A 13,611-nucleotide genomic window follows, 5' to 3' on the forward strand; every position below is an offset into this window, starting at 1 on the left:
GCGATCTGCGAGGCTTGGCACTGGGGACCGAAACGGATTGAGCAGATAGCCGCGACCTTTCGCGCAGAACGCGGAAGGTGCCACTATGTTTCCGCAAGCAGGTTCAGTGTGCCCTGTATGGGGATATCCGCCCAGGTGGGTCGGTTCGCCAGTTCGTAGCCGATCTCGTAGAGAGCCTTCTGAAACGTGAAGAGGTCGATGAGGTTCCGCGCTTCCTCCACGCTCGGCGGAAAAATCGGCGAACCGGCAAGCTCCTGCGTATAGGCGGCCATGAAGGCGGCGCTTGTCTCGGCAAGCCAGACGTGAGCCCGGTCGGCCGCCGCCTCGGTGATGCCGCCCGCACCTTCGAGATGTCGGGCGATCGCCGTTGCGGCCGCGTAGTCGAAGGAGCGCAGCATGCCGGCCACGTCGCGCATCGGCGACGCCTTTTCGCGGCGTTCGTCGAGGGAACGGCGCGGTTCGCCCTCGAAATCGATGACCATGACGTCGTCTTGCGCCACGAGTACCTGACCGAGGTGATAATCGCCGTGGATGCGGATGCGCTTGCCCGGGTTGCCGACGTCGCCGCATACGCGGATGCGTGCGAGAAGCGCGTCTTCCATCCCGAGCAGCCGATCGGCCTTCTCGCGGGTGCCCTCCGCCAGGTGCTCGCGTCCGCGGCGCAGATTGGCGAGCACCTGCTTTGCCTCCTCGACGGTGGTCGATACCCATTCGGCGAGCGTGCCCTGGTCGACGTCTTCGGCGGCAAAGGCAGGGTCGTCCGTCTCGATCGCGAGGGCAGCGTGAAGCTCGCCGGTGCGCTTGCCGAGCAGGGTGCCGAGGTCGAGCGGGAAGACGAAGCCGTCGCCGGTCGCGCCTTCCTCGTGCTCTTCGGCGCCGATCACGTGTTCGTCGAGATCGCGCACCAGCGCGTCCACGAGGTTCGCCCATGCGTCGCCTTGGTTCGGGACGAAGGCAAAGGCGGCAGCGAGCGCCGTCGGTTCACTGCCGGTGCCCTGGTACTCGATCGCGCCGAGATATTGCGGCGTGTTCTGGAAGCCGGCGGTCTCGGTCAGGAACCTCGCGACCTCGACGTCGGGCTGCTCGCCCTCGCGCAGGCGCCGGTAGAGCTTGAGGATGACCTGGTCGCCGAAGACGATGGAGACGTTAGACTGTTCAACTCCGAGTGGGCGCGGATCGCCGAAATCCTCGATCGCGCGCAGCTTCTCGTTGCCGGAACACTTCACTTCGCCGTCGTCGCCCTCGAGTTCGATCCCGTCATGCATCGCCATGAGGAGCGCATGCGAGAACGTCTCGTCGAAGGCACCATCGACGATGCCGCCGAGGCGCGAAGCGCGTCGGATCTTGGCGAGCGTATAGGAAAGCTTCGGTGCGCCGGGCTGCACGTTTTCCTCGCCCCAGCGGACCGAAAGCGGCAGGAAGTAGCGCTGCACGTCGCCTCCCGTCTCGACGTCGCAGGCGACGAGCGCGTGCGCGCCGCCCGGCAGTTCGCCGAGCGGGGTCAGCGAGACGTCGTCGATCGTGCTATCCTTGGCGCCGAACCAGCGCTGCAGCGGCAGGAACTTCGGCAGCACCTCGCGTTCGAGCTGGCGGCGTTCGCGGCCGGTCAGCGCGGTATGGATGCGCCCGTCCCGGGTCGTCAGCGTGATGAATTCGGGCAGGATCTCGGGCATCTGTTCGTGCCAGGCCGGAGCGTTTTCCTCTTCGGCGAGCAGGAACCAGAAGAAGCCGTAGGCCGGCAGGGTCAGCTGGTAGGGCAGGTCGCCGATCGGCGGAAAGGCGGAGCGGCCGGTGAGCTCGATCGGCACCATGCCGCGGAAACGCGAGAGATCGAGCTCGACGGCTTGCGCGGCACGGGAGAGGTTCGCCACGCACAGGACCGACTCGCCCTCGTGCTGGCGAACATAGGCGAGGATCTTGCGGTTGCCGGGATAAAGCAGCGTCATCTCGCCCCGTCCGAAGACGGTCAGCTGCTTGCGCACGGCGATCATGCGCCGCATCCAGTTGAGGAGCGACGACGGGTCGGCGGACTGGGTCTCGACGTTGATCGCCTGAAAGCCGTAGACCGGATCCTGGATGGTCGGCAGGTAGAGCTGCTGCGGGTTGGCGCGCGAGAAGCCGGCGTTGCGGTCGGTCGACCATTGCATGGGCGTGCGCACGCCGTCGCGGTCGCCGAGATAGTAGTTGTCGCCCATGCCGATCTCGTCGCCGTAATAGACGATCGGCGTGCCCGGCATCGACAGAAGCAGCGAATTGAGAAGCTCGATCTTGCGCCGGTCGTTCTTCATCAGCGGCGCGAGGCGCCGGCGAATGCCGAGATTGATGCGTGCGCGGGAATCCTCGGCGTAGGTGCGCCATAGATAGTCGCGCTCGCGGTCCGTCACCATTTCGAGCGTCAGCTCGTCGTGGTTTCGCAGGAAGATCGCCCACTGGCACGGATCGGGAATGTCCGGCGTCTGGCGGATGATGTCGGTGATCGGGTGCCGGTCCTCCTGCGCCAGCGCCATGTACATGCGCGGCATCAGGGGAAAGTGGAAGCCCATGTGGCACTCGTCGCCCTCGCCGAAATAGGGGCGGGTGTCCTCGGGCCACTGGTTCGCCTCGGCGAGCAGCATGCGGTCGGGGTAATGCGCGTCGAGTTCGGCGCGGATCTGCTTCAGGACGTCGTGCGTCTCGGGCAGGTTCTCGTTGTTCGTGCCCTCACGCTCGACGAGATAGGGAATGGCGTCGAGGCGCAGCCCGTCGACCCCCATGTCGAGCCACATGCGCATGACCTTCAGGACTTCGCGAAGCACGCGCGGATTGTCGAAGTTGAGGTCGGGCTGGTGCGAATAGAAACGGTGCCAGTAATAGGCGCCGGCGACCGGGTCCCAGGTCCAGTTCGACTTTTCGGTATCGAGGAAGATGATGCGCGTCTCGGGATACTTCTCGTCCGTGTCGCTCCACACGTAGAAGTCGCGCGCGGCCGAGCCGGCCTTGGCGTGGCGCGCCTTCTGGAACCACGGGTGCTGGTCGGACGTGTGGTTGATCACGAGCTCGGTAATCACGCGCAGGCCGCGCCGGTGCGCCTCGGCGACGAAGGCCTTGAAATCGCGCATCTGGCCGTAGCTCGGATTGATCGAGCGGTAGTCGGAGATGTCATAGCCGTCATCGCGAAGCGGCGAGGGGTAGAAGGGCAGCATCCAGATGGCCGTGACGCCGAGTTCCTGGATATGATCGAGGCGCTGCATCAACCCGGCAAAGTCGCCGACGCCGTCATTGTTGGAATCCTGGAACGCCTTGACGTGAAGCTGGTAGATGATCGCATCCTTGTACCAGTCCGCCTCGCCACGCTCGAACGCGTCCGTACCAGCCTTCTTCACTGCGACGGTTGCCTGTTCCCGGTCGCTTGCGGGGGTATTCGTATCCATTACTGCGCGTCTCCCGGTCTGATCAGGCGCCAGATGAAGTATGGCCGTTGTTGCGGATCGATCCAGATGTGCTGGATCTTGCCTTGCCATGTAAAGCGGTGGCCGGTCACGAGGTCCTCGACCTCGATCGGCGCATCGTCGGGCAGGCCGAACTCCCACAGCGGCACCTCGAAATACGCTTCCTGCGCATGGTGGGGATCGAGATTGACGTGGAAGAGCAGGAAGCTCGAAAGGTCCGGCGTGCGCTTGCCGTAATAAAGGACGTTGTCGTTCCAGGCATTGTAGAACGTCAGGTTGTCGAAGGCCTGCAGCGCGCGATGGTCGCGACGCAACGCGTTCATCAACCAGATATCCCGCGTGATGTTGCCTTCGACCTCGAAATCCCAAGCGCGGATCTCGTACTTTTCGGAGTTGAGATACTCCTCCTTGCCGGGAACGGGCGCGGCCTCGCAGATCTCGAAGCCGTTATAGACGCCGTAGTTTCCGGCAAGCGTCGCCGCAAGCACGAGCCGCGTCTGGAAACCCGGCCGGCCGCTCGTCTGCAGATAGATCGGATTGATGTCCGGCGTGTTGACGAAGAAGTTCGGCCGCATGACGTGCGCCGATTCCTGCGTCAGCTCGGTAAGGTATTCCTGCAGTTCCCACTTCTCGTCGCGCCAGGTGAAGTAGGAATAGGACTGCGAGAAGCCGACCTTGGCGAGCCGTCGCATGACCTTCGGTCGGGTGAAAGCCTCGGCGAGGAAGATCGCCTCGGGGTGCTTTTCATGAACCTCGCCGATCATCCACTCCCAGAAGGGGAACGGTTTGGTGTGCGGATTGTCGACCCGGAAGATCGTAACGCCCTGTTCGACCCAGAAGAGCACGATGTCGCGCAGCGTGAACCAGAGATCCGGGATGGCGTCGCGATAGAAGTGTACGTTGACGATGTCCTCGTACTTCTTCGGCGGGTTCTCGGCGAACTTGATCGTGCCGTTCGGGCGCCAGTCGAACCATTCGGGATGCGCCTTAATCCACGGGTGGTCCGGCGAGCACTGGATGGCGAAATCGAGCGCGATCTCGAGGCCGTGTTCCTTCGCCGCCGTGATGAGACGCTTGAAGTCGTCGAACGTGCCGAGTTCGGGATGGATCGCCGCGTGTCCGCCGTCTTCGGAGCCGATGGCGTAGGGGCTGCCGGGATCGCCTGCTTCGGGCGTCAGCGAGTTGTTGCGGCCCTTGCGGTTCGTCTTGCCGATCGGGTGGATCGGCGGGAAATAAAGCACGTCGAAGCCGAGATCGCGGACATAGGGCAGGCGGGCGATCACGTCGTCGAAGGTGCCATGCCGATCCACATCGCCGGCCTGCGAGCGCGGCATCATCTCGTACCAGGCGGAAAAGGCGGCCGCTCGGCGATCGACGAAGACGTCGAGCGCGGGCTCGAACTGCGTCAGGTTCGTGCGTTCGGCCGACCGGCGCATCAGCGCCGAGACGTCGTCATTGGCGAGAGCCGCGAAGCGGGCGGTGTTTTCCGAAAGCTCGTCGAACCTGGCGAGCAGCTTCTTCAGCGCAGTCCGGTCGGTGCGCGCGGCGCGCTTCGATTCGCTCGCGGCCCGCTCGACGAGGCTGCGCCCTTCCGTCAGTTCCAGCGTGATGTCGAGATCGGCGGCGAACTTCTTTCCGACTTCCGAGCGCCAAGAGGCGAAGAGGTCCCGCCAAGCGAGAACCGTGTACTCGTGCAGCGCGTTCTCGTCGAAACGCGTGCTCGCCCGCCAGCGGTCGTTCTCGACGAAGACCATCGGCGTTTCCAGCCATTCGCGCGCGCCCCTGCGCCGGTTCGCGAGTGCGGCGTCGATGACGTCGTGACCATCGCAGAAGATATCGGCCTCGACGGTGAACGTCTCGCCGACTGACGTCTTGACGGGAAAGCGACCGAGTTCGATCGAGGGCGTGATCCCTTCGATCGCGACGCGCGTATCAGCGAGGTGCTGAAGCATGCGTTCGCTTGCAGCGGACCGTTCGTAATGCGGATCGACCGCCTTTTCGGCCTTGCGTTTGCCCTTCCGATCGGAGGGCTGCTTGGCGCGCACAGTGGATTTGGTCCGTGCCGTTGAATTGGCCATGGCCCGAAACACTCCCGGTAGCGTATGATTCCCGAACCTGCCCGAAGAATGAACGAGAAGCAGATTGGTTGCACACACCGAAGTGCGGACACCACCCGAAATGCCGAGAAATGGTCAGTCCGCCAGGCGGACCATGAGGTTGGTCGCCTTCTTGCCGATCGACTGGAACGCGCTCACGAGCTGGTCGCTGTCAGCCGCTGCGTAGAAGTGATTCTCGTCGTTCGCGCAGCTTCGCAGAAGAGCTTTGGCATGCTCCGGCGCCGCGAAGGCAACGCTGAAGATTTCGACATCGTGAGCTTTTGCCGCGTTGCAATAGGCCGTGGTCTGCTCGTCCGATCCGTTAACGTTGTTCTCGCCGTCCGTCATCAGCACAATGATCTTCTTCGGCTTCTGACCGTTTCGCTTCTCATGTTCCTTGTCTTCGTCGCCGTTTACCAGTTTCTGGTAAGCGAGCGCCATGCCGACGGCGGAATTGGTGTTCCCGCTCGGAAGGATCGCATCGACGTATGATCGGGCGGGACTACTCGACCAGTGAAGGTCCGTATCCCACGACCAGCCGTTCTGGAGATAGTAGTAATATGCGCAATCCTTAAGCTCCCTGCGGCCGTAGAAATACTTTAGCGAAAAACACGTGCTGTATTCGTCGTTCCAGTCGCTGCGAGTGCGCGGAATGAAGAGATCCGTATTGTATGCGATGACGCCGGTGCGCACGTATGACGTCTGGGGGTCGGCTTGGTCCGCTTCGTCCAGTCGGTCCAGAAACGAAGTCATCGCCGTCTTCAATGCCATGATCTTCATCGTGCCGTTGGAATAGTCGCTCATCGAACCCGATCGATCGAGGACGAAGTAGATGGACAGGGCGCTGCGCGTTTCGCTGGCGCTCTTCGACGTGCTGCCGACCGTCAGATGCACGTCGTCCAAGCCGAGGAGATGGAGGAAGCCCATCAGGCCGTAGTCGATATCGACGCTGGCACGCGCCGTGACGTCCTTGTGACCGCTCGTATTCGCGGTTTCGACCTTGAAATTCGGCGTGACCGTGATCTTGGAACCGAGCGCGACGCCGGTCATCTCCGCGTGGAAATGATCGGTGGCATATTCCTCGCCGTCCGTTGCATCGATGGCGCCGTTCGCGATCGCCGCGGCGGCGGCAAGCGTCGCGTCGTCGGCGGCCGCCTGCGCATGTTCGCGCACCATCAGCATGCGCCCGGTCTCTACGGCGACACCTGCCGCGCCGAGCGTTACCGGCAATATCAACGCGGTCACGAGGGCGAAATTGCCGGCATTGTCGCGCAGGAATTTTCGGGTCAGGCGCAGCCATCGTTCGTATCGTCGGCGGCATGCCACGGTTCAAGCAGCTCCTTGGCGCAGAACGCATGTGGGAAACGGCGTAAACGATCCTGATAGTCGACGCGTATGAAGACGGCGTTTATCGGTTCGGTGGAATTTGAACGATCGTGTTCGTATCGGCGATCGAGGCCGGACGGGCGGTGCCTGTCAGCGGCCGTCGAGGTGCAGATAGTCCGGTAATGCCGCGATATCGGGCAGGCACACATCGGCGATCGGCGCCAGGCGCTCGCGCGTGCCGGTTCCGCTGAGCACGGCGATGCGCAGGCCGGCACCCGCCCTGCAGCCCATCTCCATGTCATGCCGATTGTCGCCGACCATTGCGACGTTCCGCGGATCCTCGCCGATCGCCTCGCAGAAGGCGGTGAACATGCCGGGACCGGGTTTTGCGCCGTAGCCGCTGTCGTAGCCGGCGATGAAGGCGAGGTCGTCCGCAATGCCGAGCGTGCGGGCGGTCACTGCGATCGAGGCTGCGTTGTCGCTGCTGGCGATTCCGAGCCGGAGGCCGGCCGCCCGCAATCTTTCAAACAGACGAGGAGTGTCGACAAGGCCGACCGCGTTCTCGGAAGCTTCGCGGAAGATATCGTCGAGTTCGCCGACGAGCGTGGCGGGGTCGCGAGTGACGCCGGCAGCGGCGAAGGCGTCGACGATTTCCGCCGTGTTGCACGCGGCAAACAGGGAGTCGGCCTGTGTCCGGCCGGTACGTGCATCGTAGCCGCCGAGCGCACGGAGCCGCTCGGCGAGTTGGCGGTCGCCGCCGGCGGCGTGGTCGGTCGCACGAAGGATGCACGTGCCCCAGGTTCGCTCGAAGTCGACGAGCGTTCCGTCCTTGTCGAAGAGGATCGCACGGATATCCGGTTTCGGCAGGCTCATTCGAACATCGTTTCCATCGTTACGGCCGGAAGGGGGAGGGCCCATATATAAAGACTCCCTGTCCGGCCCGTTCACGGTTCATACGAAGACGATCGTGCGGTGGCCGTTCAGCATGACGCGTCGTTCGAGGTGGTTCTTGACCGCCCGTGCCAGCACCCGCGATTCGACGTCGCGGCCGGCGGCGACGAGATCCTCAGGCGACATGGCGTGGGTCACGCGCTCCGTCTCCTGCTCGATGATCGGGCCCTCGTCGAGATTCGCCGTGACATAGTGCGCCGTCGCGCCGATCAGCTTCACGCCGCGCTCGTGCGCCTGGTGATAGGGCCTTGCGCCCTTGAAGGACGGCAGGAAGGAATGGTGAATGTTGATGATACTGCCGAAGAGCCGGTCGGAAAGCGTCTCGGACAGGACCTGCATGTAGCGGGCGAGCACGACGAGATCGGCGCCGCTCTCGCGCACGAGCTCGATGAGCCTTTCTTCCTGTTCGGCCTTCGTCTCTGCCGTTACCGGCCAGTGATGGAAGGGGATGCCTTCCCATTCGGCCGTGCGGGCGCTGTCGGCATGGTTCGAGACGATCGCCGCCACTTCCGCGTTCAGCCAGCCCACCCGGATCTGGTAGAGCAGGTGAAGCAGCGCATGGTCGAATTTCGAGACCATGATGACGATACGCGGCCGATGGGTCCAGTTCACCAGGCTGCTCTTCATCGCGAAGCGCTCGATCGGTGAGCGTAACGCACGCTCGACGCCTTCGCGGTCGAGGCCGGGCGGTGCGGTGAAGGCGATGCGCATGAAGAACATGCCGCTCTGGCGATCCCAGAACTGGTTGCTCTCGGCGATATTGGCCTTGATCGCGGCGAGTTCGGTCGTGATCGCCGCGACGATGCCGGGCCGATCCGGGCAGGTCAGGTTGAGGATGAACGTCGTATCCATCTGCGTATGACTTCCAAAAAACGGCCGAACGAAACGGCGCCGGCGGCCGAAGACGTTCTGCCCATGCGCAGTTGCGCTCGTTCGCCGTCGAGCATACCCGAAATCCGCCCCGGCAACCTCAACCCAAGGTGGTTGCCGACCGGTTCGGTAGCATCCCTTTTAATTCGCTGTAATTCTTCGTTATTCCAAAGCTCTTTCGATCGGAGAAAGCCTCGTCACGAAGCGTTTTAACCTATTGGTAAGTGACAATTCTGCAACTCGCCGACCAAAGTGATTTCGCCGATCTCAAAATAAGGAACGGCTGCCTTATTTGGAGCTTTCGGATGTGTCAAACAACGCAGCGAAGGGGACGTAAACCCCATTCGCAGAAGTATCAGGAGTACGATGATGAAAAAGCTTTTGACCGGCGCCGCTCTTGCCGTCGTTCTTTCCACCCCGGCCTTCGCTGCCGACATGGTCATGAGCCCCGAGCCCGCACCGGCTCCGGTCCAGACCGCTCCGTCGTTCAGCTGGACCGGCTTTTATGTCGGCGGTCAGCTCGGCTACGCCTTCACCGACGTTTCGGGTGACGGCGCGGACGACGATGACGGCATCTCTGGCGGCGGCATGGTCGGCTACAACTACGACCTCGGCGGCTTCGTCGCCGGTGCGGAAGTTGGCTACGACTTCATGGGCAGCGACTTCGGCAACGGTGTCGGCGCTGACGGCGTGATGCAGGCGAAGCTTCGCGTCGGTGCCGATCTCGGCCGCACGCTGCTTTACGGCACGGGTGGTTACGCTCTGCTGCACGGCGATGCCAGCGAAGACAAGTCGGGTTACGTCATCGGCGCAGGCGTCGATTACGCCATCTCCGACAACACCTTCGTCGGTGCCGAGTACGACTACAACTCGTTCGACAACGTCGAGTCGCATGCCAACAACAACGAGTCGGATGTCGACTTCCATCAGGTCAAGGCTCGCGTCGGCTTCAAGTTCTAAGCTCAAGCGTTTGCTTCGGGGGAGCCGTTCCGCGGCTTTCCTGCCTCTCAAACCCCGCCGCTCGTCGGCGGGGTTTTTGTTTGTCGGGTACAGACGTTGACGATTTCCGTTTCATGCGTCCGCAGATTTCGCCACGCGGCAAACGTTCGCCGCGGTCTCGTCATGCGCTCTCATGCGTCTTTCGGGTCCTGCAGCATTTTCCAGCCAGACCGATCCAGTTCGGCGATGCCGAACAATGCGCAAAACGGGGAGACAGGCGCTCGACCTGATCGATCAGGTCGCAAAGCTCCCTAGTGGCGCAGCCGGTAGACGGTAAGCGGATAGCCGTGCTTTGGATGGGTGGTCCGGCGATCGAGCGTCATGCCGATCTTGCGCATCACGCGTTCGGAAGTGGTGTTTTCGCTTCGGCAGATGCTGACAATATCGGCGTAGTCGTCTCGTCCGTCGGTCGCGGCCAGGACGGCTCTTGCTCCTTCGCAAGCGTAGCCGAAGCCCCAGTGCGGCCGCGCGAGACGCCATCCGATCTCGATTGCCGGCAGGATTTCGGGGAGAAAGTCCGGCTTGGAAAGCCCGACGAAACCGATCATGTCGCCCGTGGCAACGAGTTCTACGGCGAAAAGACCGTAACCCGAGCATTCCCATTCGTGTTCGAAGCGTTCGATGGAACGCGCCGCTTCGGCCGGCGTAGCGGTCGAGCCGTCGCCGATATATCGCATGACTTCCGGATCGGCGCAGATGCGGGCGAACGGCGCTCTGTCAGCCTGCTTCCAACGGCGCAACGTCAGCCGTTCGGTCGCAATTTCGGGAAGCGGATCCATCGCATCTTACGTTGGTTCAATGCGACGAACGTCCCCGCGACATCACCATATCGGTGGTGCGACCGCGGGGACGATATTCGTACTGGCGGCGTCAGTCGTTTCCGCCGGGCAGGGCGTAGGCCACGACCTGGTCGCTGACCTTGGGCGCGATAATCGAGTTGCCGCCGACGGCGAAGACGACGTACTGCTTGCCCTTGTAGGTGTAGATCGCCGGCATCGAGACGGCTGGCGCGTCCACGTTGGCGCGCCACAGCACCTTGCCGCTCTTCAGATCGAGTGCACGGACACGGGAGTCCATGGAAGCGCCGATGAAGATCAGCCCCGACTTCGTGATCGCCGGCGCGCCGATCGTCACCGATCCCCAGGATTTCGGCATGTAGAAGCCGTATTTCTGGACCTGGCCGAACGGATGCTTCCACAGGAGGTCGCCCGTGTTCATGTCGTAGGCGGAGATCGTGCCGTAAGGCGGCTTCCAGCAGGGCATGCCTGCCCAGTTGAGGAACGTCTCGAGGTGGAACGCGTAGGGTGCGCCTTCCATCGCGTAGTCGCCCGAGGTCTCCCCGTTCTTCTTGGCGTCCTCGTAGTCCTTGCGCTTGATCAGCTGGTAGATCTGGACGACGTGGTTGGCGTTGACGACGTAGGTTCCGTTCGTCGGGTCGACGGCACCGCCGCCCCACTCGACACCGCCCGTCGTCGGCGGGAAGGTCAGCGTACCCTGAAGGCTCGGCGGCGTGAACTTGCCGTCGTCGCGCAGCTTCTTCGCCTTGCGCGAACACGCACCGAAACTGACGGCGTCGGCGAGCTTCGAAACGCCCGGCCAGTTCGCGCCGATGACGGGTTCCGGCCGATCGACGAAGGGCTGCGTCGGAGACGCCTGCTCGCCCGGAACGTCGGACTTGGGAACCTTGCGCTCCTCGATCGGGAAGATCGGCTTGCCGGTCTTGCGATTGAGAACGTAGAGGAAGCCCTGTTTCGACGACTGGACGAGGGCGGGCACCTTCTTGCCGTCGACCGTCAGGTCGACGAGCGTCGGCGGTGCATCGGTGTCGACGTCCCAGATGTCGTGATGGACGAGCTGGCGGCTCCATACGACCTTGCCCGTATCGGCGTTCAACGCCGTGACCGACGTCGCGAGCGGCAATTTTTCCTTACGATTGCCACCGTAGAAATTCGGGCTCGGCGAACTCACCGGTATGTAGAGGAGCCCGGTTTCCGGATCGATCGACATCGAAGCCCACACGTTCGAGGTGCCGGTCTTGGAGATTACCTCCTTCGGCAGGGCGTTGAACGTCCATTTGAGCTTACCCGTGCGTGCATCGATCGCGAACACCGTTCCGGGCGGTGCGGCCGCGTCCGTCCAGTCCTTGCCGGCCCAGCCGAGATAGAGCGTGTCGTGATAGACCGTCGGCGGCTGAAGAAGCGAAAGCGGCCACTTGTCGTTGGTCGTGTTCCACTTGTTGACGTCGAGGACGCCCTTGTCGGCGAAGTTCTCGCAGGGCTTGCCCGTATCAGCGTCGACCGCGAAAAGCTTCGCGTCCATCGAGCCGATATAGACGATTTTCTGACAGGTCTTCGACGAATCGGGATTGTCGGCCTGCCAGTAGGCGACACCGCGGTTCTTCAGATCCGGCTGGGTCAGCGCCTTGAGCTGGGTCTTCGGATTGAACTGCCATTTCTGCCGCCCGGTCGCGGGATCGAGCGCGATGATGCGGTAGAAGGGCGTGCCGAGATAAAGCGTGTCGTTCACGAAGAGCGGCGTCGCCGACCATACGGTCATCGGCAGCTTGCCGCTGCCGTTCGAAACGTCGCCGGTGTGCATTTCCCAGGCCTTGGTGAGCTTGGTCACGTTGTTCGGCGTGATCTGTTCGGCGGGCGAATATTTCTGCGCCATCAGATCGCCGTTGAACGTGTACCAGTCCGTCGGCTTCATCCACTTGTCAGGGCCGGACTTGGCGGTGTTCTGGCTCGCCGGTCCCTGCTTCGTCCGCCCGGCTTCGGCCTTCGCCGCGCCGTTTCCGTCCGCACCCTGCGCCTTGCCTTGTGCGGAAGGCCCCGAGGTCCCGTCCTCCGGGTTCGCCTGCTGGCCGGCCTGCGAGCCTTGGGAAGGCTTCGTGGCATTGCCGGAAGAGCCGGAATTCGTCTGACCCGACGACTGGCTGCCGCTCTGCGAACCGGACGCGTCGTCGTTGCCGGTACCGCCCTGCTTTTGCCCGCCGGAGTTCGAGGTGCCGTTGCCGCCGTCCGCTCCGTCCTCGGAAGACGATGCGTTGTTCCCGCCGTTCCCGTCATTCTGGGAGGAGGATGCACCGTTACTGCCCGAATTCGTGGAGCCGGATCCCGAAGCCGCCGAACCCTCAGACCCGCCGCCGGTCGCGTCGGAATTCCCCGCCGGGTTCGTGGACGTGCCGGTGTCACCCTGGGTCTGGTTCTGCGTCCGGGATTGGCCGGCGTCGCCTTTCGGTTGCTTCGGCTGCTGGTCCTGCGCGTGGACGGCCGCGAGCGGCAGCGTGACGGACAGTGCGAGGGAGAAGGCGAAACGGCGGATCATGACAGCACTTCCTTGCGAACGGCTTCCTTGGCGCGTTCTTCCTCACTGGCGTCGATGGTGGCGTGCACGAACCAGCCGATCAAGGCCACGACCATCGCGATCGCCAGCCAGTAGGCCGCCAGCATGTAGGCGGCGAAGCCGTTGCCGAGAATGCCGAGCAGCAGGAGAACGTAGAGAATGCCGCTCAGCCAGGCTGGCTTGTTCCACAGGAAAACCATGACGAGCGCGCCGAGAAGAATGAGCACGCTGACGACGAGCACGAGACCGGCGCCGTAGGAATAGGCGATCCCGTTTCCGGTATTGACGAAATCGTAGATGGCGATGACCACCGCGGCGAGGGCGGCGACGAACATCAGTAAACCGCCGTAGCTTGTGGTGCGCGTGGTCAACTTTGCCATGGCTTGTCCTGTTCGATGAGATGCACTGCAGAAAACCGTTCGATTCGTGCGAACGGGCGACCGGATGGCTTCCCGAACGCCGCACGGCGACGGGTCGGAACCGGAACCCGCGCTGAATGACGGTCGAACTGCGAGACCGGCCGGTTTGTTCCTGCCGGAAACGATGGTAGATATCAACCGTATCTTTCCGGCGCGCGGCTGCGCCGCAGCGAAAAA

The 13,611-nt window shown here is 63.0% G+C and carries 9 protein-coding genes; 1 reads left to right on the plus strand and 8 read right to left on the minus strand.

The window, feature by feature from the left end; translation table 11 throughout:
- Nucleotides 1–83 precede the first annotated feature (83 nt).
- From treS to purU, 5 genes are all read right to left on the minus strand, one after another.
- The gene (treS, locus tag FJU11_RS07245) at nt 84–3,410 is read right to left on the minus strand and encodes a maltose alpha-D-glucosyltransferase (RefSeq protein WP_141166368.1); all 3,327 of its coding nucleotides are present in this window, start codon (nt 3,408–3,410) and stop codon (nt 84–86) included.
- Nucleotides 3,410–5,506, minus strand: coding sequence for an alpha-1,4-glucan--maltose-1-phosphate maltosyltransferase (locus tag FJU11_RS07250; protein ID WP_141166369.1), 2,097 nt, complete (start codon nt 5,504–5,506; stop codon nt 3,410–3,412). Before FJU11_RS07250 ends, treS begins: the two co-directional genes overlap by 1 nt.
- 114 nt (nt 5,507–5,620) lie before the next feature.
- On the minus strand, nt 5,621–6,850 hold the full coding sequence (locus tag FJU11_RS07255; protein WP_141166370.1) for a vWA domain-containing protein: 1,230 nt from the start codon (nt 6,848–6,850) through the stop codon (nt 5,621–5,623).
- A gap of 150 nt (nt 6,851–7,000) precedes the next feature.
- Nucleotides 7,001–7,723 carry an HAD family hydrolase gene (locus FJU11_RS07260; RefSeq protein ID WP_235890877.1) on the minus strand — a complete coding sequence of 241 codons (723 nt, stop codon included), beginning with the start codon at nt 7,721–7,723 and terminating at the stop codon, nt 7,001–7,003.
- 78 nt (nt 7,724–7,801) lie between these two features.
- Nucleotides 7,802–8,653: a formyltetrahydrofolate deformylase gene (gene purU, locus FJU11_RS07265; protein WP_141166372.1), complete on the minus strand. Its 852-nt coding sequence runs from the start codon at nt 8,651–8,653 to the stop codon at nt 7,802–7,804.
- A gap of 387 nt (nt 8,654–9,040) precedes the next feature.
- Here purU and FJU11_RS07270 point away from each other — a divergent pair, with 387 nt between their 5' ends.
- The gene (locus tag FJU11_RS07270; protein ID WP_181408085.1) at nt 9,041–9,631 is read left to right on the plus strand and encodes an outer membrane protein; all 591 of its coding nucleotides are present in this window, start codon (nt 9,041–9,043) and stop codon (nt 9,629–9,631) included.
- Nucleotides 9,632–9,921: 290 nt separating this feature from the next.
- Here the strand turns inward: FJU11_RS07270 and FJU11_RS07275 are convergent, their stop codons facing one another.
- From FJU11_RS07275 to FJU11_RS07285, 3 genes are all read right to left on the minus strand, one after another.
- A complete protein-coding gene (locus FJU11_RS07275) occupies nt 9,922–10,449 on the minus strand; it encodes a GNAT family N-acetyltransferase (protein WP_141166374.1) in 528 nt (175 codons plus the stop codon).
- A 91-nt stretch (nt 10,450–10,540) separates the two neighbouring features.
- Nucleotides 10,541–12,997, minus strand: coding sequence for an outer membrane protein assembly factor BamB family protein (locus FJU11_RS07280; RefSeq protein ID WP_141166375.1), 2,457 nt, complete (start codon nt 12,995–12,997; stop codon nt 10,541–10,543).
- Nucleotides 12,994–13,395 carry a hypothetical protein gene (locus FJU11_RS07285; RefSeq protein ID WP_141166376.1) on the minus strand — a complete coding sequence of 134 codons (402 nt, stop codon included), beginning with the start codon at nt 13,393–13,395 and terminating at the stop codon, nt 12,994–12,996. The genes FJU11_RS07280 and FJU11_RS07285 overlap by 4 nt, the downstream gene beginning before the upstream one ends.
- Nucleotides 13,396–13,611: the final 216 nt, after the last annotated feature.

Source organism: Pararhizobium mangrovi, assembly GCF_006516965.1.
GTDB lineage: Bacteria > Pseudomonadota > Alphaproteobacteria > Rhizobiales > Rhizobiaceae > Pararhizobium_B > Pararhizobium_B mangrovi.